Origin of the sequence: Spiroplasma turonicum (genome assembly GCF_001262715.1) — a bacterium.
Lineage (GTDB): Bacteria > Bacillota_I > Bacilli_A > Mycoplasmatales > Mycoplasmataceae > Spiroplasma_A > Spiroplasma_A turonicum.
This window is the reverse complement of sequence record NZ_CP012328.1, coordinates 88,418-111,354: the sequence shown is the minus strand read 5'-3', so window position 1 is coordinate 111,354 and position 22,937 is coordinate 88,418. Positions and strand designations below refer to the sequence as shown.

Sequence of the window (22,937 nt, the reverse complement as noted above, 5' to 3'; positions counted from 1 at the left end):
TGGTTTTTAGATTCTTGATACCTTTCTAAATATTAAAAATGATATAAAAGTTATTAAAATAGAAAATAATATGTAAAATGCATAAGCTCCAGTAATGCTAAATGTTAATGTATAATTTGGTTTATACTCTTTATAAATAGGGTATAATTTATCATCAATTCTACTTTTTGAATTATATTTTTCTAATTCGCTGAAGTTTTTTATTGAACTTCTTGGACCTTGTCAAACATCATTTAATGAAGAGTTAAATAAATCATTTGGTATTGCTTCAGTAAATGAGTTGAAATATAAATTTCAGAAATGACTAAACGGATTATATAAAACCATAGAAGTTGAGCTAATAGCTTTATTATCCAGTTTATTTAAATAAGATTTAAAAGTTGTGTTTTCTTGAGTAGTAATATCTGCTTTTATACCATTTATATAATTACTAATTATAAATCAATTTATTAATATTAATTCAGGGTATCTATTATAAACTTTATCAACATTATTATTATAATTTATTAATTTTGTATCATTTGTATCATATGGTATATTCTTTTTTCAATTAGATAGTAAATAATTTTTTGAATAAGTTTGTAGGAAGTAGTATATTTCTGATGAGTAGTAATTAGAACTAGAAGCTGCTGCAAATGATGTAGCATATTTGTTATATTCTTTATTTGCTCAAATCAAAAGTTCTTTATACTCCCTAAGTTCATTTTGATTTATAAATCAGTCTATTAAATTTGATATATCAATATAACTAGTTATATCATTTTCTTCAGATAAAAACGTTTTTTTATCAGCGTTATTATAAGGTGCTCTTGATTCGTTACTAATAAAATTATCATTTAATAAATTAAACATTTTATCAAATAAGATAAATAGCTTTGTATTATCTAGAATATGTATTGGTTTTCCTTCGTTATCTATTTTAATTGCATAATTTGTTCTAAATCCAATTAAAGATTCTCCCAAAGCAGTTTCAGCACTTATGTTTTGACTATTTGAAGAAAACTTATTATTTTGAATATTATGAAGCTCACTTCAATTATTAAAGGAGAATTTATAATTTTGATTTTGTTCGTCATTTTCAACTTTTGAATAAATATTTTCTAGGTTTTTATTTATAGTATCAATAAAATATTCATCCTCATATCATTTAGATATTGAACCATCATTTTTAAAATTTTCATACATTGAATAAGAAATATCTGTTTTTGCAGTTCAAGCAGTTAATGATGATAATTTCACATCATTAAAATTGTTGTTTACTGCTATTTGAAAAGCTATTACTGATATAAATTGTGAAAAAATTAGAATTGTTCCTAAGAATAAATTTAGAACAATTGATCCAGCTACACTTACTGAGACATTAATAGAGATAATAATTGGGGCTCATATAATTGTAAATAAGAAAAAGAACAATATTGTACTCCATATTAATTTCGAAACTTCATTATTTGAAAACATCACACCTGATTTGAATATTATATTTATAATAAGATTTAATGTAGATATTACAAATGAAACTGTTAAATATAATAAATATCTCATCATATAAGAATTATGAATTTTAATTCCAGATCGAATTTCTATAATTTGAACTCCATCAATCATTTGTCTTTTGAACAAGTCATTAATTAACAGAGTTATAAAAACAATATAAAAGAAAACTAATAAAAAAAACTGAATTGTAAAACCAATAAAAAACGAACTATCGACAGTAGTCGGTAATGAGAGTGCAAATATAAATGATAAAATCAAAAAAACACAAGCCATTGCAATTATACCTTTATTAAAATAAACTCTCTTTAAATTTATTAAGAATAAAGTTCTAATTTTTGATTTAGTTCTATTTTTATTTTTTTTAGGAATTTTAATTTCCTTATTTTCTAATCCATTATTTGAACTCATTAGTACTTGCTCCTTCATTTTGATAAAGTTCTTTAAGAATTTTTTCTTTATCAACTTTATTTAGTCTAAATTTTTTATATATATCTGCAATGCTTTCTTTCTTGTTATCAAAATCACTTTCATAAACAATTTGGCCTTCATTTATTAAAACTAAATAATTTGCCATTTCTTGTAATTCTTCTAGGATATGACTAGTAATTAAAATTGTAACTCCTATATTTCTTAACTCATGTAATATATTCATAAATGATAGTTTAGCTTCTACATCAACATTTGCTGTGGGTTCATCAAGTATTATGTAATCTGGGGTTCTAACCAAAATACTTGCCATTATAGCACGTTTTTTCCATCCCGCACTCAATTGGCCCAATCTTTTATTTACAAACTTTTCTAAACCCAACATTTTAAAAACTTCTTTTGAATTATTTTTAATTTCTTTTTTACTCATTCCATTAACTGAACACAAATAATTAACATAATCTCTCAAAGACAATTCCATTGGAACATTATTTGAATCAGGGAAAAATGCAACTTTTCTGAGATTATTATTTTTAAAAATATCTTCACCATCAATTGTTATCGAACCACTATCCAAATTAAGTTCGCCAAACATAGCTTTAATAGTTGTTGTCTTTCCGGCACCATTATCGCCAACAAATGCAACAACTGAACCTTTTTTTATTTTAAAACTAACCTTATTTAGTAAGAATCCACCGACTTCTCTAGTAATGTTTTTAAGTTCAATCATATATATACCTAAATTTTTGCCTTTCTTTTAAATAAAATATAGTTAAAATAAACTATTGGTGATACAAGTAATAAATAAATAAAGAATGCTAGCCCTTTTATAAAGTAAGAAGAATATTCTAAATTACTATTTTTATATATTGGTTCAAGAGCGGGATTATTTGTATTAATTTTGTTTTCTGGAGCATATTTTTCAAAACTGAAAATATTACTTATATAGGCTGATGGTTTTGACACCGATAAAGTAGCTATAGTGCTTAAACTATCATCTTGGACTGGGTTCATAAAAACACCACTAAACATCATTGGGAAATGTAAAATAATGTTTGTAGAAGCTCCTGAGAACTTTTGTTTAAAATTTTCATAAGAATCTAATGAGTAACTTACATCTAACTTATCATAAACATTGAAAATCATACTATTTTTTCATAAACCTAATAATATTGAATTAAAAATCAATAACTCAGGAAATTTTTCATACTTTTTTTTATAATTATTATTTTGTTCAACAATATCTTTGTCCGGACTACCTGATATGTTCTTTATACCTTCATCTCATTTTAATCAACTGTTATTACCATTTTCACCACTTGTGCTTATGGTATCTAATAATTTAATGTTTTCACTATTATTATTTGTTAAATATTCATAATTTCTTATATAAAAGTTATTTATAAATTCTGCAAGATCATTATATTGGGGAAGATAATTATTAAATGCTGTTAATAAGTTTTCTAATGTAACATTTAATTTATTGTTTGTTGAATATATATATGAGTTATAAATATTTGGTTTTATGTTACTAAATTTTTTTGGTAAGCTTTCAAAATTTATATCCAATAGCTGTTTATTAATATTTAATAATAGCTTTCCAATATTAGTATTATTTAATAATGTTCAACTTTTGTTATCATTTTCTTGATTTTCATTTTTTAACATATAGTTAAATAAAACCGCACCTTTTTTAATAGGATAAACAAGAATAGGATCATTTGAATTTCTTTCATTGAATCTTCATAATTTTATATCATCACTTTTTAGTCTATTATATACACTATCATTATCCAAATTAAATAACGCACTATTATAATTTTCATATATGTTTTCAAGAGTACTAGAATTTTGATTTTTAGATTCATCACTGAAAATATAATTTATTTCTTGATTATTTTTAAAATTATCATAAAAATCATAACCTGACTTTAATTTTAAGTTTGTTGATATGTAACTTTGTATTTCTTTATTGCTATTCATTATTTTAGATAAATTATAAATAAAAGGTACTAAAGATAAAATAATAATAAAAATTGTTGATAAACATGCTGACATCGCGGTTTTAAACAATAATACAAATGAATTTATAATTATTGTTGAGAATAGACCTAAAAACAATATAAAAAATATTTGTGAAAAAACAGTGCCAAAATAAAATGATATTGTCATATTAAAAATGTAAATAAAAGAAAAAGACAAAATAATAACTGGTAAAACATATATAAAAAAGGAAGTTAATTGAACGAATTGTCTAATCAAGAAAGATTTTAATACTGTATATCCAGCTCGTAATTCAATAGCTTGAATACCTGTTTTATTTTGTTTTTTGTAAAGATAAAAACTTGAAACAAGCGTGTAAAGCAATACTGTGAAGCTTATAAATATATAAACAATATCTCTATATGTAGAATAACTTGCTTCTATTGAGTACTCTACTGAAAACTCAATAATAAATAGTATAAATAATAGAGCTGCCATTATAATACCCATTGTTAAGATACCAGGAGACTTTAAAGTTATTTTTAAGTTTATAGCATATAAATTGTTAAAATTTTTATAAGAATTATGATTGTTACTTTTTTTTAATAAATTGGAATCCATACTAGTTTTCCTTTCTTTTTGAACTATATAGTTTATTTAAAATAGATAAATCCTTAATTGGACTGTTCATGTGTTTCTTATAAACATCCATAATTTTTTCTTTTTTGTTATCAAATAATTCATCGTGAACTATGGTTCCTTTTTTTATTAAAACTAAATGGTTCGCCACTTCTTGTAACTCTTCAATAATATGGCTAGTTATAAGAATTGTAATTCCGACTTTTGCTAATAATCTGAATATATCCATAAAATAAAGTTTTGATTCTACATCAACATTTGCTGTTGGCTCATCAAAAATAATGTATTTAGGCTTTCTAATAAGTACACTTGCCATTATAGCTTTCTTTTTTCAACCAGAAGATAATTTTTTTATAAGTTTATCTTTATATGGTTTTAATTCTAATAGTCTATATACAAACTCAGTATTTAATTCAGTTTCTTCTTTTGATAAATCATTTGCAGCACAAATGTATTTTAAGTAATCTGATAACTTCATATTTAAAGGAACATTGTTTGAATCAGGGAAAAATGCAACTCTTCTTAGATTGTTGTTAGCAAAAATACTTTCTCCATCTATTAAAATTTCCCCACTATCAATTTTTAACTCCCCAAATAAAGCTTTAATAGTTGTGGTTTTTCCTGCTCCGTTATCACCGACAAAAGCAACTACATCACCATCATTTATATTAAAAGTTACTTCTTTTAAACTAAATCCACCTATTTTTCTTGCTATTTTTTTGATTTCAATCATAAATGTATTCCTTTCTTAATAATTTTAGCAAAATTAGAATAAAAAAAAAATCTAAATTTAAACTTAAAAGTTTTTTAGATTTTAAATTACACAAGCATCACAATCATAGTTTTCACTATCTTCTAATACTTCTTGTCTAACTCTTACATAATAAATAGAGGCACATCCTTTTTTGAATGCTCTAATATATGCTTTATTTAAATCTCTTGTAGTCGCTTTATCAGTCATAAATAATGTTAAAGATATTGCTTGATCTACATGTTGTTGTGCTGCTGCTGCTATATCAATGATTCAGTCTGGTCCAACTGTATAAGCATCCATGGCATAATATTCCATATTATCAAAATTTATATTGTAAGCAGGAACATAAACTCTACCTAATTTACCTTCTTTTCTAACTTCAACTGGTGCAACTACAGGTTGAAGGCTTGGTGTACAAGAAGACAAGTAACTAATTGAACCTGTTGGTGCTACTGCTAATAAATGTGAATTTGCTATACCATTAGATTTAATTTTTTCAACAAGATTAATTCAATCATCCTTAGAAGGTATTTCAACATTATACTTGTTAAATATTTCTCTAACTTTTTTTGTACTTGGAGTTCATTTATTTTCTTCACATTCAGTGTATTTGTTAAAGTAAGAACCGTCTGCAAACTTAGTGGTTTTAAAATTATTAAAAGCTCCATATTTTTTAGCAAGTTTATTTGAAGCTTTGAAAGCATTATAAGCCACTACATAAAAAAACATATTTGTAAAATCTACAGCTTCTTCAGAATTATAATATATTTCATTAGTTGCTAAAAAACCGTGTAAGTTCATAGCACCAAGTCCTATAGCATGATTGTTTCTATTACCATTTTCAATAGATGGCGCACTTCTTAAATCAGAATTTCTTGAAACGTAGTCTAGAGAATAAACAGCATCAAACACAACATCTTTAAACTCTTTTCCACTTTCCATAACTTTTGCTATATTTAAACTTCCTAAATTACAACAAATATCTTCTCCTAGTTTTACAAAGCTTAGATCATCTTTGAATGTACTTGGAGTACTTACTTGAACAATTTCACTACATAAATTACTCATAACAATTCTTCCATTGTGTGCATTTCTATTATTAACTGTATCATCAAATAACAAGTATGGATATCCACTTTCAAAATGAAGTTCTGCAATTGTTTGGAATAATTTTCTTGCATTTATGTATGTTTTTTTAATTTTAGGGTTATTTACCATGTTTTCATATTCTTTTGTAACAGAAATATCAGAAAAGGCTTTTCCATAAACTTTTTCAACATCATATGGACTAAATAAAGCCATTTCTTTATTTTCTCTTGCTAACTCAAATGTAATATCTGGTACCACAACACCTAAAGATAGAGATTTAATTCTTATTTTTTCATCAGCATTTTCTCTTTTTGTATCTAAAAATGAAATAATATCTGGGTGATGAACATTTAAATATACAGCTCCTGCACCTTGTCTTTGACCAAGTTGATTTGCATAAGAAAATGAATCTTCTAAAATTTTCATTACAGGTATTACACCTGTAGCTTGATTATCAATATTTTTAATTGGTGCACCAAACTCTCTTAGATTTGTTAAACAAAGCGCAACACCTCCACCTCTTTTAGAAAGTTGAAGCGATGTAGTTACTGCTCTTGCTATAGATTCCATATTGTCTTCAACTCTAAGCAAATAACAAGATACATATTCTCCTCTTTGTTTTTTTCCTGCATTTAGGAATGTTGGAGTTGCTGGTTGATATCTATTTAATATAATTTGTTTTAATAAATCTTCAGCCTTGTTAAAGTCTCCGCCCGCTAAAAATAAAGCATTCATTAGAACTCTTTCTTCGTAATTTTCTAAATAAAGCTTTCCATCAAAAGTTTTTAATGCATATGCATTATAGAACTTTAAAGCACCCATAAAACTTGGAAATGAATGATTAAAAGTATATGCATAATTTGTTAACTCTATAATTTCATTCATTTTATATTTATTTATTACTTCTTCATCATAGTAATCATTTTCAATCAAATATTTAATTCTTTCGTCGATACTATTAAAAGTCATTGAATTAGGCTTAACATGTTGTTCAATATATAATTTAGCTGCTTCTTTATCTAATATAAAATTATCTTTATCTTTAACAAAAATTTTTGATCTTGCGTTTAGTTTTATATACTCTTCATTGTCTAATATATTATTATTCATACTAATCCCCTTTGTTTCAAAACTTTATTAATATATTTTTTAATGTTTCAACATCATGTGATGTACCTAAAAGTTCAAATTGGTATAGAAGAGGTACACTTAATTTTTTTGATAAGATTGGACCTGCTATTGCAAAAGAGTCTCCGAAATTAGTATTTCCAGATGCAACAACACCTCTGCAATAACTTCTATTATTTTCATTATTCAAAAATTTAATAACTTGTTTTGGTACTGCACCAGCTGTGTCGCTTCCGCCTCCACCGTATGTGGGTGTAATTAAAACATAGTCCATATTAATTTTTAATTCCTCATTTAAATCATATGGAATTCTTGAATTATTTATATTTAGCTTTTCAATAAATCTATGAGTATTATTAGAGATAGAAGAGAAATAAACTACATGAACTTCTCCAGTTGGCTTTGTGACATTTTCATCATCTACTAATATTATGTCATTATGCATTTAGTTAAAACTCTCAATCTTCATCTTCTGTTTCCTCTGTTATACCCATAATATAAGAAGAACCATTACCAGAAAAGAAATCATGGTTTTCATCCGCTCTTGCTGATAATTGAGTAAAAATTTCTGGATCAATTCTTGTTTCTTCTTCTGTAAATGGAGATTCATAACCAAGGTTTTGTAAAAACTTTCCTGCGTTATAAACACTGAATCTAATAGCATCATCAGCTATACCAAACCCATCATAAAGTTCTAATAGATATTTTTTTTCAAGATCTATTAATTCATATAATAAATCAAAAACAAATTTTTTCATTTCTTCTTGTTTTTTAACGTCTAATTTTTGAACTTTTTTTTGATATTTATATCCACTGTAATAGTTATGTATAACCTTATCCCTCAGAATTAATCTTATTATGTCTGATGTATTTGAGAGTTTGCCCCTTGCAGAAAGGTAAAATGGTAAATAAAATCCACCATATAGTAAAAATCCTGGCATTAATGCTGCAGCGACCTTAGATTTAAGAACATCATCTCCTGTATAATATGGGATCAATATTCTTGCTCTATCTTGAAGACTTTTTGTGTTTATTACTCACTCATGCGCTTCTTCAATTTGTTCACTTGAACATAAAGTAGAAAATATTGTACCATACGATCTTGCATGTACTGCTACCATAAAAGAAAAGTTGGCATAAACAACTTGTTCATGGTCTGTTAATGAGTTTGGGATTTGTGCTATATCTCCAATTGTAGCTTGAATTGTATCAAGCAGTGTTAACCCAGTAAAAGTTCTTGTGATTAGTTGTTGTCAATTTGGTTCTAAAGTTTTTCAAGACACTAAATCATTAGAAACTGGTATCTTTTCTGGTAATCAAAAGTTTTGAGTTGCTCTATTTCAAACCTCTAAATCTTTGTCATCATTAATAACATTTCAATTAACTGAGCGCATTTTACCTTCAAATTTATTCATTGCATATTCAATAGGAGATAAAGACTCACTATAATAGTTGTTTTTTTGTTTTGCCATAATATACCTTCCTTTTTTAGAGAAAAAAAAATACCATATTGTATTTTTTAAATATACATTATAATTTTTATTTTTTATTAAATTATTGAGTTATCTTTCATTGCTTGTTCTATAGCTGAAATTGCTTCTTTTTCATCAGAACCAGTTGCTTCTATTGTTATTTCTGCACCTGACTTAACTGCCAAAGCCATAACGTTCATTATTGATTTAAGGTTTCCTTCTTTATCACCAGTTTTAATTTTAATTTCTGATGTAAATTTTGAAGCTTCTTTTGTTAAGACTGAAGCTGGTCTAGCATGCAACCCTACTGGATCAATAACTTTTGCTGTAAATGAAGTCATATGTTTTTTCCTCCTTGTTCTTACTCTTTCATTATACATAAATTTGTATAAAAATTATGTTAATTATATTTTTTTCAAGTTGATGAATTAATTGGAACCATTTTTACTCCATGTGTTGGGTTTATAAATGCTACAGATATGTATTTATCTTGAACCTTAATAACTGAACCTTCTCCAAAAACTATATGTTCTATTTTATCACCTTTAGCAAGTTTCATAGCTTCTTTTTTTATTTCACTTGTATTTACATCATATTTTGGTTTATTACTTGTATATGTATTACTATCATGGAAAAAAATGTTTGTCTCTAATTCATATAAATCAGGATTAAGTTCTTCAATAAATCTGGACTGTATTAAGCTGCCTTTTGAAATATTAGAATACTCGCCGCTTACATATGAAACATATAATAACTCTTGAGCTCTAGTCATAGCAACATAAAATGCTCTTCTTTCTTCCTCCAATGATTCCTTAGACATAAAACTCATATAAGAAGGAAATACATCTCTATTTACACCCACGATGAAAACCACTTTATTCTCAAGACCTTTAGCAGCATGAATAGTGAGTAATGTTACTTTATTTACAACTTCTAGATCATCTTGGTCAGATACTAATGCTTCATTATATAAAAAATCTTTTAAAATATTAGATTCCTTAGTATGAACATATTGTTTATCATAGTTAGACATTTGATCTAAAAAAGCATTAATGTTACTAATTGATTCGCGATCCTCATTATCTCTTGGATTAAATCTAGTTAAATAACCAGAGTATTCCAATAATTTATTACAAGTTTCTAAAACTGAAATATTTTTTTCTACAAGTTCTGAACCTTTAAGAAGTGCATTATGTATATCATTTAAATTTTTATTTATAGAAAATGCAGTATTAATATTTTCAGTTAATAAATTATATAAACTTATGTTAAGTTCATCTGATAAATTAACAAGTTTTTCGATTGAAACTTTACCTACCTTTGGTATAAGTGATAAAAAGTGTTCAACTGATAAATTATCTTTAAATGTTACGGCTTTAATCATAGCAGTCACATCTTTAATTACTTTTCTATCTTTAAATTTGAAACCTCCAATTAATTGGAAAGGTATTCCATTGTTATGAAACTCTTTTTCGAATTCTTGAGATCAAGCATTAACTCTGTATAAAACAAAAATATCAGAAAAGTTGTAATTTCCCTCTTTTATTAATCTTTTAATCTCTTTTGCTACAAATTTAGCTTCATAATTTCTAGATGCTGCTTCTTTAACTTTAATTATTTGACCAGTATCATTTTGAGTATGAATGTATTTTTTTTCTCTTTGTTCATTTTTATCAATAAAATGATTTGCTAAATCAAGTATATTTTTTGTTGATCTATAATTTTGATTTAGAAAAACGGTCTTAGCATTTTTAAAATAATTATTAAAATCAAGAATTATTTTTATTTTAGCTCCCCTTCAAGAATAAATTGTTTGATCTGGGTCTCCTACAACTGTAAGATTGTTAGTACTTGATAACCATTTTACTAAATCATATTGATCGTAATTTGTATCTTGAAACTCATCAACAAGAATATAATTAAATCTGTTTCTCCATTTATTTTTAATTTCTTCATCATTTTTAAGCAACAGATGTGTTTTTAAAATTAAGTCATCAAAATCAACATAGTTTTTGTCTTCTAATTCTTGTAAATATTTTTCATATATTCTAATTATTTTTTTTTCTTCATTATTAATTAAGTTATCTATTAAATAATCAATTGATAATCTTTTAGATTTTCAACCACTTAATTTCGATATTATCTTTTTTGTGCTAAAAGTTAGTTCCTCATTAATATTTAAATCTTTTTTTATTTTATTCACAATCCTTGATTGGTCTGCAGAGTCAATTATTGTAAAATCATTCGATAAACCAATGTAATTACCATCTTCTCTTAATATTCTTACACATAAAGAGTGAAAAGTTGTTATCATAGGTTTATTTAATAAATTTGGTAGTGCTTTTTCAACTCTATTTTTCATTTCAGAAGCAGCTTTATTAGTAAAAGTTACTGCTAAAATTTTCTTTGGTTCAATACCAGCATTATCAATTAAATAAACAATCTTTGAAGTTATCACTCTAGTTTTACCACTACCAGCACCAGCGATAATTCTTACAGGTACATCTACAGTTGTTACTGCTTCTAGTTGTTCATTATTCAAATTTATAAAAAATTTATCCATATTACCTCTAAGCTTTTTTTAAATCTTCGTAAAGACTTTTTTGTAGTTCCCTAACAATAGTATCATTATTTTGTTTAACACTTGTCATAAAACATAAAATTACTTCATTTTTTGGATCGATAATACAACTAGATCCTAATAAACCATCTCATCCAAATTGACCTATTGTAGTAAGTGGTTCAATAGAATTATTTAATCTAACCCTCACACCATAACCATATGAATAATCATCATTGATGTTCATATAAAGATACTTTTTCAAACTTAATACTTGATCGCTTCTCATTAAAGCAAGCATTTTATTAGATATAATTGTTTGACCTTGGTTGTCTTTTCCTGTTAGTAAAAAACTAAGAAAGTTTAAATAATCTGGACATGTAGTAAATAGTCCAGAACCTCCCATTGATATAATCGGTTGATTATACAAATCTTGTAACAGAAAATTAAAGTTTTTAAGTTCCTCTAATTTATTGTTTTCATTTTCTGTTATTAATTTATAAACAAGTGCTTCACGATCTTTATCTTTAATATAAAAATCTGTGTCTTGCATATTAAGTTTATCAAGGATTGATTGTTTTACAAAATCTCTAAAGCTTTGTTTAGATACTTTTTCAATTATAGCGCTCAAAACATCATATGATATTCCATATTTTCAATTTGTACCAGGTTCAAACTCTAATGGGATTGTTGATAACTCTTCTATAAATTCATCATAGGTCAAATCTTTATTTCTCAATTTTATAAGTAATTTTTCTGTCTCCTTTTCAGTATGTGTTTTTTTACCTCCATACGCTAAACCACTTGTCATTGTTAATAAGTTTTTTATTTTTATTTTGTTTGTTATAGGTTTAATAATACCATTATCAATAACCTTTAATTTTTTAAAATGGGGTAAATAAATACTTACATCATCTTCAAGGCTTAATAAGTTTTTTTCAACAAGCATTAAAGTTGCTATTGCTGTTAAAATTTTTGTTATTGAGTATCCTCTAAATATTTGATCTCTTTTCATTTTAACTTTATTAAAAGTATCATTGTAACCATACTGTTTGTCTAATACTACTTTATTATTTTTTTTGATAATTAATACAGCACCATTTATAAAAGAACTATCTACCCAACTATTAATTAAACTATTTATATTACTAAAATTATCTAAATCTTTTTTTAAAACATCTTCCATATTAAAAACCCCCGGATGATTTACTTCTATTATTTTTTTATCGTTTTTATTATTGATAATAAGTTTCTTAGACAATAACTTTACATTAATTCCAAGTCTTGAATCAATTGCAGATCTATTATTTTTGTTTAAATAAACAGTGATAGCTATATAAAAAAATCAAACGGATAAAAAGATATTTCCAATATTTCTTACTATAATTGAAAGTGTTCACCCATTTAACTTAGAATCATTTTCACCAGGATTATAATATTTAAAAATTACAATTGATATTATGTTTGCTAATATTTGAACAATAAAAGGTATATATAAATAATAAAACTCTCTAAGCAAAAGTTTTGAAAAATACTTATTTTTATTATCAAGTTTTAATCTAAGATTAAATATCCACTTACCCACTGTGTTACCACTAGAAAAATAAGGAATCATAACAAAATAAAAGAAGATTATTAAGTGGTATATAGAAAAAACTATTAGCGCACTTTTTAAATCATTTATTTTATAAAATATATAAAATATAATCATAGGCAATGAAGCTATTAATAAATCAATTAATCTAGCAATCAATAATAAGAAAACTGAAGGGTCCTTAAATGTAATTTCATACTGATAAATACTTTTTTTTGTTGACTTCATCTATTTAATATTCTTAAGCTTATCTTTATAATAACTAGAAAAATTTTCAGCTAATGTTTTAAAAGTTAAATCTTCTGATTCTAAAAATACTTTATTATTTTTTATGAAATCTGATTTTTTGTTTTCATATTTTCTATTTGCAAATTCTAATGCTTTTTTAATAAGTAATTTATTATCAGTTTTAGAGATTGTTCATATTCAAATATGAAGTATGGTTTTATAATAAGAATATTTTAAATAGTCTGAAATTTCATTATATTTCTTTATACGTCTGTAGTAATTAAAAATATGTGTTCATTGATTTACAATATCAAAAATTGAGTATTGTACTGGTCTTAATATTATATTTTCATAGTTTTTGGAGTTTAAATATAAATATGTTTTTGACTGGCTCAATAATTTATAAATAAACAACATATCAAATCTTACCTGGTTTCTAAAATTGAAATTAAAATTTTTTATAATTTCAAGTTTAAATAATTTATTAAACAATAGATTATTTGTATATGCAAAAGGCTTATAATCTTCTTTTAAATTATAAACTTTATTAGGTTCTAAATAAGATTTAGACTGTATGTCTTTGTCACTTTTTAACAAAAAGCTGTATTCAATTATGTCTATATTATTTTTATTCTCTTCAATATACTTTTTAATAGATTTTATGAAATCATTATCAATTGTATCTCCTTGAGAAATAAACTTAACATATTTTCCACTACAAATGTCGAGACCTAAGTTTCAAGAATATGAAGATCCATGTCTATCATTGTTAAAAATTAACTTTATGTTATTATATTTTTTAAACAAATTAATAAAATACTCGTCCATATTTGTTTCGTGATTAAGTTTATCAAGTATAACAATTAACTCATAATCTTCATAATTATTTTGTTTAATAACACTTTCAATAGATTCTTTGAATTCTTCACTTGTATTAGGGATTACTGTTATAAATGAAATTAACATAGTGATTCTTCTTTCTACTTTAATTTAATTTTACACTATTTTATTAGTTTAAAAATTACATTTATAATCAAAAAAACACCATTAATTGGTGTGTAATTATTTTTTTAATTCATTTTCTATAATTTTTCTACATTGAACAATATAATCTTTTGTTGGTGGGTTAACATCTCTTAAATAAAACTTCATTTTCAGGTTCTCGTACTTTGGAATCATCATATTGTGATATGGTAACATTTCAAATCTTTCCATATTATTAAGTTCCTTCATAAACCTTGCCATCCTTCTTAAATCTTCTTCGTCATCTGTTCAACCAGGTACTAAAACATGTCTAACTCACATTTTTGTATTGCATTCATCAACAAACTTAATGGCTTCTAATATATTAGTGTTTGGTCGCGATGTCAAATTAATGTGTTTTTCATTATCTATGTGTTTTAAATCTGCTAAAACTAAATCTGTATATTCAAGAAGTTCTTTTCATTTATTTTTTACTTTATCAATTGAATTATATGTTCCAAAACATGTGTCTAAGCATGTGTTTATGTTTAATTCTTTTAATTTTTTAAATAATGAAATGCAAAAATCGATTTGTGTTGTTGCTTCACCACCCGATAAAGTGACTCCACCATTTTTATAAAAAGACTTATTTTTATTATATAAATTTACAACTTCATCTATTGTAATCATTTTATCTCTAGTAAATTCAAGTGTTTCTGGATTATGACAATACTTGCACCTTAACAAACAACCTTGCAAGAATATTACTAAACGTAACCCTGGACCATCAACAGCACCAAAAGTTTCGATACTGTTATAATATCCAACTGTATTATTTTCTGTTATCATCATTTTTACCTAAAAAAGAGGAAGTATATTCCTCTTTAATTACATAGATTCATGGAAGGTTCTTGATATAACTTCTTCTTGTTGTTCTTTTGTTAATTTAACAAAGTTAACTGCATATCCTGAAACCCTTATAGTTAATTGAGGGTAGCTTTCAGGGTGTTTTTGTGCATCTCTTAAAATTTCTCTATCCAGAACATTTACATTTAAGTGATGTCCACCATGACCCATATATCCATCTAACATATTTACTAAGTTTTCTATTTGTTGTTGTGATGCTTTTGTTTTCATAACAATCTCTCCTTTTCTTACTTATATTATATAATCTTTTAAGTTTATTTTAAACTATTTAGGCAATTTGCCTGAAATTTTTATTTCTCCTGGTATTATCATATCTTCATCTTTTCCTAATGCATTAGGAATTACTGAGAATGTATTTGATATACCATCAGCAGCATGTTTGAAAGGTATTTTTGAAACAGATGCTAATGAAGCAACAGCTCCTGAACAATCTCTTCCATGCATAGGATTTGCTCCAGGTGCGAAAGCCTCTGGATATCTTCTTCCACATGGTGTATCACCTGTTGATTTACCATATACTACATTTGATGTAATAGTTAAGACTGACATTGTTGCCTCAGAACCCCTGTATGTTTTATGAGATCTTACCTTATTCATAAATATTTTAACAATATCCTTAGCTAAGTTATCAACTCTATCATCATCGTTTCCATATTTTGGGAAATCTCCTTCAGTTTTATAAGAAACTACAATACCATTTTCGTCTCTTACTGGATAAACCTTAGCATATTTGATTGCTGATAATGAATCAGCAACTACTGATAGTCCTGCAATACCTGTAGCAAAGAACCTATGAACCTCTGTATCATAGAAACACATCTCTGCACTTTCATAATAATATTTATCGTGCATGTAGTGAATAACATTTAGTGTATTTACATATTTATCTGCAACCCACGACATCATATTATCAAGTTTTTTTCAAACTTCGGCAAAGTCTAATGGACCATCACCTGTTTGAACTGGTTCAAAAATTGGTGTTATTTGTTCCTTAGATATCTCATCAATTCCACCATTTATTGCATACAATAATGTTTTAGCCAAGTTTGTTCTTGCTCCAAAAAATTGCATTTGTTTACCAACTTTCATTGGTGAAACACAACAAGCAATAGCATAATCATCTCCATGAGTAGTTCTCATTATGTCATCATTTTCATATTGCATTGATGAAAACATAATTGAGTATTTTGAACAAAATTCTTTAAAATTATTTGGAAGATTTGTTGATCATAAAATAGTTAAATTGGGTTCTGGTGAAGGTCCCATGTTAGATAAAGTATGTATATATCTATAACAGTTTTTTGTAACTAATGTACGTCCATCCAAACCAATTCCACCAATTGATTCAGTAGCTCAGACAGGGTCTCCTGAAAAAATTTGATTGTATGCAGGAGTACGAGCAAATTTTACTATTCTTAATTTCATAACTAAATGATCAACCAGCTCTTGAGCTTCTTCTTCGGTAAGGATTCCTTTTTTGAAATCTCTTTCTATATAAATATCTAGAAATGTAGCAGTTCTACCAAATGATTCTGCTGCTCCATTATTTTGTTTAATAGCTGCTAAATATGCTAAATATGTAAAGTTAAATGCTTCTAAGGCGTTTTTAGCTGGCTTAGAAACATCAAAACCATAACTTGAAGCCATTTTAGTTATATCTTTTAATGCTGAAATTTGTTCAGATATTTCTTCTCTTAGCTTTATTTTGTCCTCTGTCATTTCACCATCATATAATGTAGCATCTTTAATTTTTTGCTCTATTAGAAAATCTGATCCATATAGAGCTAATCTTCTATAATCTCCAATTATTCTACCTCTTCCATATGTGTCTGGTAAACCTGTAACAATATGGCTTTTACGGATTTTTCTCATATCTGGAGTATATGCATCAAAAACCCCTTGGTTATGTGTTTTTCTATACTTAGTAAAAATTTCTTTTACTCTATCTGAAACTGTGAAACCATATGATTCATTTGCTTGAACTGCCATGTTAATTCCTCCCCATGGCATAAGAGCTCTTTTAAAAGGTTTTTCTGTTTGTAATCCCACAACTTTTTCAAGTTCTTTTTTTATATATCCCGCAGCATGTGATGTTATTGTTGATGGAACATCATCATCAACATCTAAAACACCTCCAGCTTCTCTTTCCTTCTTAGTAAGTTCCATTATTTCTGCTCACAACTTATTTGTATTTTCAGTAGGACCTTTCAAGAAAGAGTCATCACCTATGTAAGGTGTATAATTTTTTTGAATGAAGTCTCTAACATCAACTTCATCAACCCATTCACCAGGTTGAAATCCTTCTCATTCTTTAAATTTCATTTTTTCTCTCCTTTGATATATATTATAAACCTTATTAGAATTTTTTCTAAAAAAAGTTGTATTTTTTAATATATTTTATAAAATAGAGAATAGTTTATTGATAAAAAATACTAAAATTTATTTAGTAAATTTTAGTATTTTTTATTTTGCAAGTTTTTGTACTTCTTTACCATAATATGCATCTAAATAAAGTTTTTTAATATCTTCTATTAATGGATATCTCGGATTTGCTCCAGTGCATTGATCATCAAATGCATCTTCTGACATCTTATCTAAAGAGTTTAAAAATGCTTGTTCATCTACTCCATAATCTTTAAAGCTTGACTTTAATTCTACTTCTTTTGTTAAAGTTTGTATTTTTTCTATTAAGGAATCAACAAGTTCTTCATCACTTTTACCTTTAACACCAACAAACTTGGCCATATTTGCATATTTTTCCATAGAGTTTTGTGTCTCATATTGTGAAAAGTAACCTTGTTTTCCACCCTCCATAACACATGCAGCATTATATCTTATTACATAAGGTAAAAGTATAGCATTTGCAGCTCCATGTATTACATTATGATAACCACCGACTTTATGTGAAAGTGAATGAACAATACCTAAAAATGCATTAGCAAATGAAATTCCTGCAAACGCTGCACCATTCATTACTTTTTCTCTAGCTTCTTTATCTGTTGAACCGTCTTTATATGCTCTTGGTAGGTATTCAAAAATGTTTTTTGCCCCCTGTAAGGCATAAGAATCTGTATAATCAGTAGACATAACCGAAACATATGATTCCATACAGTGAGTTAAAGCATCTAAAGCAGGAGCATTAGTAGCGCCTTTAGGTACTGTCATTGTTAATGAAGGGTCTATTATTGCCATATTTGGTGTTAATGAATAGTCAGCAAGAGGGTATTTTTTATGGTCTTGATCATCAGTTATAACTGAGAATGGAGTCACTTCTGATCCAGTACCAGAAGTTGTTGGTATACAAATCATTTTAGATTTTCTACCTGTCAATGGATATTTAACAATTCTTTTTCTTATATCTGCAAATGTTACAGCCAAATCTTTGAAATCAATTTCTTCTTCACTTTCATAATATAATCACATTAATTTAGCAGCATCCATCGAAGAACCTCCGCCGATACCAATTATTGCATCGGCTTTTAAAGATTCAAGTAATTTTGCTCCTTTTAAAGTAGTTGATAACATTGGATTTGGTTCAACATCATCAAAAATGGTATATTTTATTTTTAATTCATCTAATCTTGAAGTTAATCTTTTTCCATATAATTTGTTTATAACTTTATCAGTAACTATAAACACATTATTTATATTTCAGTCTTTAAGGTCTTCAAGAGCCACTTCTAATGAACCATATTTATGATAAATTTTTTCTGGTAATCTTAGTCATTGCATATTTTCTCTTCTTTCCACAAGTGATTTAACATTTAATAAATTTAAGGGTGTAACATTTTGTGAAAATGAATTACCTCCTTTTGTTCCACATCCAAGAGTTAAACTTGGTTCCAAAATAAAGTTATACATATCTCCTACTCCACCTAATGAGGAAGGAGAGTTAATTAATAATCTTCCAGGGTTTAATGTTTTAAACTTATCTATTTTTTCTACAGAGCTTTTTCTATTTATAAATAAAGAAGCTGTGTGCCCAGGACCTAATTTCAGAACATCCTCTGCTTTTTTAATTGCATCATCAAAGTTTTTAGCTTTATATAATGTTGCATATGTTGAAAGTTTTTCATGGGCTAAGGCTTCATCGTGATCAGTTCTTTCTGCTTCAACTAATATAAATCTTGTAGTTTCAGGTACTTTTATTCCAACTAAATTTGCAACCTCTAATGCACTTCTACCAACTAATTCAGCATTTAATAGACCAAACTTTCCTTCCTTAAACATGGATTTTCTAAATTTATTTTTCTCTTCTTCTTTAGTTACTATATAAGTATTTTTCTTTTCAAAAGACTTAACTACCTTATCATAAATTGATTCCAGTACAATAACCGAGTTCTCTGTTGCACATACAACTCCGTTATCAAATGTGTTTGATTGTACAATAGATGATGTTGCAAGTTCAATATTAGCAGTATCGTCAATTATTGCGGGTGCATTACCAGCTCCAACACCAATTGCTGGGACACCAGAAGAATATGCAGCCTTTACCATTCCTGGTCCACCAGTTGCAAGAATGATGTTTGAGTTTTTCATAACATACTCAGTTCCTTCAAGTGAAGGAGATTCAATCCAACCTATAATATTTTTCGGTGCCCCTGCCTTTACAGCTGCTTCAAGAACAATTCTTGCTGCCTCAACAGTACATTTTTTAGCACCTGGATGTGGTGATATGATAATTGCATTTCTAGTTTTTAAACACAATAAACACTTAAAAATTGCAGTAGCTGTAGGGTTTGTTGTTGGAATAACAGCTCCAACAACACCTATAGGTTCATAAACCTTTTCTAATCCACCAGGTTCATTTTCCATAAAGGTACCAACAGTCTGCAAGTTTTTGTATTTGTTATATATAAACTCACTGGCATAATGATTTTTTAATATTTTGTCTTCGACAATTCCCATTTTTGTTTCTTCTTTTGCTAACTTTGCTAAATAAATTCTATTTTCATTTGCTGCAAGAGCTGCCATTTTGAATATATAATCCACCTTTTCTTGTGAAAAATGTGAAAATTCTTCAAATGCAACTTGCACTTTTTTAAATAAGTCTTCTAATTCCTTCATAATTTCCTCCATTTTTATTATAATTCTTTTTACTAAAATTGTAAAATTTTCTAAAAATTTTGCATTGTTTGTTAAAAAATCTAATAGTGCTTTAGATGTTCTACTTGTATAAAAATACTGGGGTTCATTATTTATATTAAAAAGTATAAAAATTATTATGTTTTATATCAATTCAAAAATAAAAAAATGTTCAAAATATTGAACATTTAAAATATTATTTATGAACATTAAGTAATTCATTTATTTTAAGTTATATTATATTTTTATTTCTAAAATAATAAATTTCTTGGAGTTCTTGGAAATGGAATAACATCTCTAATGTTGCTTGCACCAGTAATATACATAATAAGTCTTTCAAATCCCAAACCAAAGCCTGATGACTTATAATATCCAAAATTTCTTAATTCGTTGTATCAAGATAAACCTTTAACATCAATTTTCAATTCTTCACATCTTGCAACAAGTTTTTCATAATTATCTTCTCTTTGACTACCACCAACTAATTCACCAATACCTGGAACTAATAAATCAGTTGCAGCAACTGTTTTTCCATCTGAGTTTTGTTTCATATAAAATGCTTTAATTTCTTTAGGGTAGTTTGTGATAAATGTTGGTTTTTCAAAATGCTTTTCACATAAAAATCTTTCATGTTCTGTGCCTAAATCTAAACCAAAGAATATGTTTTTTTCTTCAAAGTTTTGGCCATTATCAACAGCTTTTTTTAGTACTTCAATTGCATCTGTATATGTTATTCTCTCAAAATTAGAGTTTGAAATGTGCTTCAATTTATTTATTAAACCTTTTTCTAAGTTTTTGTCACAAAACTCTAATTCATCACTACATTTGTTAAACACTTCATTTATTATAAATTTAATCATTTTTTCGATAAGTGCAATATTAAAATTTAAATCTTCGAACGCAATTTCAGGTTCAATCATCCAAAACTCAGCTGCATGTTTTGAAGTATTAGAATTTTCTGCTCTAAAAGTTGGTCCAAATGTGTAAATTTTCTTAAATGCTTGAGCATATGCTTCACCATTTAATTGGCCTGAAACAGTTAAACAAGCTTTTTTACCAAAGAAATCTTTTTCGTATTCATCATTTTTCAATGTTGTAACTATAAATGATTCCCCAGCACCTTCTGCATCATTTTCAGTAATTATTGGAGTAGTTACATATACATAGTTTTCTTCCTGGAAAAACCTATGAATTGCATATGCTGCAACTGATCTAATTTTAAATATAGATTGGAAAGTTTTTGTTCTTGACCTAAGATGAGATATTTCTCTTAAAAACTCTAGTGAATGTTCTTTCTTTTGTAAGGGATAGTCTTGTGAAGCTTCATCTAATATGACTATGTCTTCAGCTTGAATCTCAAGTTTTTGTTCTTTATCAGGTGTTAAAAGGATTTTACCTATTACTTCAATTATAGAACTAACTCTAACTTGAGAAATATCATTAAAATTATCAAGATTGCTTTTATAAACAACTTGTAAATCAAGTAAACTTGTACCATCATTTATAACTAAAAATCCTACTGCTTTACCAGGTCTATTAGATCTAACTCTTGCAACGACTTTAACTTCTTGTTCATTTTTGATATTTTTCCCTTTTAATAGTTCATAAATTTCCATGATGTCTCCTTTTTTAAATTTATAATAATTGTTTAAATAATTAAATTAGTTGCTACTTTTATTTAAATTAAAACTAAACTCAATAAAATATTATCTCTATTTTACCTTTAATCTCAAAAAATTCTAGTAGCGAGTCACATATTGCTGTATCCCCGGCTTTTAATTTTACATTATTAATTTTACCTTCACCACTTAGTATTGTAAAGTTCATTCATTTAGCATCTAAAGGTTTTATGTAAGTAAATTTTTCTTGGACATTTATTTTGTTAATAGAAAAAAATTCAGATTCAAAATTAAAGTCTTTTTTATCTGTAATAATATTTTCCATAGTATCAGGTATGACAATGTTATTTAAAGAGTCTTCTATATGTAATTCTCTTTTTTTTCCATTATCAATTCTATCATAATCATAAAGCCTATATGTTATATCACTAGACCTTTGTAACTCAAAAAGAGTTACATTTGGTGTTATGGCGTGAATTTTACCTGGTTCAACATATAAAAAATCCCCTTTTTTAATACTTACTTTATTTAAAATTGAATCTCATTTATTATCTTCTATAGCTTTTTTAAATTCACCAATGTTTTTTGCTGAATGACCATAAATTAATTTAGAGTTTTCTTCACAATCTATAATGTATCAACTTTCAGGTTTACCAAGAGAGTTGTGCTTTCTTAATGCATACTCATCAGTAGGGTGAACTTGGACTGATAAATTATCATTAGCAGTAATTATTTTAGCTAAAATTGGAAATTCTCCTGGATAATTTCCAAAAAAAGTTCTATTTGTATTGTAAAAATCAAGTAAAGATACTTTTTTATCATCTAGCATCAAATAAGACATACCATTTGGATGTGCACTTAAAACTCACGCTTCTCCGATATTGTCATTTCCAATATTGTAGCCAAAATCTTTTAATTTTTGACCACCCCAAATTTTTTTAGAAAAATAAGGTTCAATTTTAATTATATCTGCCAT

At 26.6% G+C, this 22,937-nt stretch carries 15 protein-coding genes and 1 pseudogene; all 16 read right to left on the bottom strand.

From position 1 onward, the window contains the following. Positions 1–6 precede the first annotated feature (6 nt). Complete coding sequence (locus STURON_RS00520) at positions 7–1,902, bottom strand: hypothetical protein (protein ID WP_075047958.1); 1,896 nt, start codon at positions 1,900–1,902, stop codon at positions 7–9. Beyond that, positions 1,889–2,650, bottom strand: a complete 762-nt coding sequence (locus STURON_RS00515; protein ID WP_075047957.1) for an ABC transporter ATP-binding protein — start codon at positions 2,648–2,650, stop codon at positions 1,889–1,891. The genes STURON_RS00520 and STURON_RS00515 overlap by 14 nt, the downstream gene beginning before the upstream one ends. Before the next feature lie 8 nt (positions 2,651–2,658). Further along, the gene (locus STURON_RS00510) at positions 2,659–4,524 is read right to left on the bottom strand and encodes a hypothetical protein (protein WP_075047956.1); all 1,866 of its coding nucleotides are present in this window, start codon (positions 4,522–4,524) and stop codon (positions 2,659–2,661) included. 1 nt (position 4,525) lies between these two features. Then, a complete protein-coding gene (locus tag STURON_RS00505; protein WP_075047955.1) occupies positions 4,526–5,275 on the bottom strand; it encodes an ABC transporter ATP-binding protein in 750 nt (249 codons plus the stop codon). An 81-nt stretch (positions 5,276–5,356) separates the two neighbouring features. Beyond that, on the bottom strand, positions 5,357–7,495 hold the full coding sequence (gene nrdE, locus STURON_RS00500; protein ID WP_075047954.1) for a class 1b ribonucleoside-diphosphate reductase subunit alpha: 2,139 nt from the start codon (positions 7,493–7,495) through the stop codon (positions 5,357–5,359). A 1-nt stretch (position 7,496) separates the two neighbouring features. Next, entirely contained in the window at positions 7,497–7,958 is a 462-nt protein-coding gene (nrdI, locus tag STURON_RS00495; protein ID WP_075047953.1) for a class Ib ribonucleoside-diphosphate reductase assembly flavoprotein NrdI, read from the bottom strand. Positions 7,959–7,962: 4 nt separating this feature from the next. Next, positions 7,963–8,985, bottom strand: coding sequence for a class 1b ribonucleoside-diphosphate reductase subunit beta (gene nrdF / locus STURON_RS00490; RefSeq protein WP_075047952.1), 1,023 nt, complete (start codon positions 8,983–8,985; stop codon positions 7,963–7,965). A 77-nt stretch (positions 8,986–9,062) separates the two neighbouring features. Continuing rightward, positions 9,063–9,326 carry an HPr family phosphocarrier protein gene (locus STURON_RS00485; protein ID WP_075047951.1) on the bottom strand — a complete coding sequence of 88 codons (264 nt, stop codon included), beginning with the start codon at positions 9,324–9,326 and terminating at the stop codon, positions 9,063–9,065. Positions 9,327–9,385: 59 nt separating this feature from the next. Further along, positions 9,386–11,548, bottom strand: coding sequence for an ATP-dependent helicase (locus tag STURON_RS00480; protein ID WP_075047950.1), 2,163 nt, complete (start codon positions 11,546–11,548; stop codon positions 9,386–9,388). A 7-nt stretch (positions 11,549–11,555) separates the two neighbouring features. Further along, positions 11,556–13,367: a serine hydrolase gene (locus STURON_RS05615; RefSeq protein WP_082236152.1), complete on the bottom strand. Its 1,812-nt coding sequence runs from the start codon at positions 13,365–13,367 to the stop codon at positions 11,556–11,558. Further along, positions 13,368–14,333, bottom strand: a complete 966-nt coding sequence (locus STURON_RS00465) for a glycosyltransferase family 2 protein (protein WP_075047949.1) — start codon at positions 14,331–14,333, stop codon at positions 13,368–13,370. A gap of 96 nt (positions 14,334–14,429) precedes the next feature. Further along, positions 14,430–15,179, bottom strand: a complete 750-nt coding sequence (gene pflA, locus STURON_RS00460) for a pyruvate formate-lyase-activating protein (protein ID WP_075047948.1) — start codon at positions 15,177–15,179, stop codon at positions 14,430–14,432. Positions 15,180–15,221: 42 nt separating this feature from the next. Next, positions 15,222–17,579: pseudogene (pflB, locus tag STURON_RS00450) on the bottom strand (formate C-acetyltransferase); the annotation flags it as partial. 141 nt (positions 17,580–17,720) lie between these two features. Then, complete coding sequence (adhE, locus tag STURON_RS00445; protein WP_236681161.1) at positions 17,721–20,324, bottom strand: bifunctional acetaldehyde-CoA/alcohol dehydrogenase; 2,604 nt, start codon at positions 20,322–20,324, stop codon at positions 17,721–17,723. A 269-nt stretch (positions 20,325–20,593) separates the two neighbouring features. Then, positions 20,594–21,958, bottom strand: coding sequence for an asparagine--tRNA ligase (gene asnS, locus STURON_RS00440; protein ID WP_075047944.1), 1,365 nt, complete (start codon positions 21,956–21,958; stop codon positions 20,594–20,596). Between the two features lie 73 nt (positions 21,959–22,031). After that, the gene (locus STURON_RS00435) at positions 22,032–22,937 is read right to left on the bottom strand and encodes a type I phosphomannose isomerase catalytic subunit (protein WP_075047943.1); all 906 of its coding nucleotides are present in this window, start codon (positions 22,935–22,937) and stop codon (positions 22,032–22,034) included.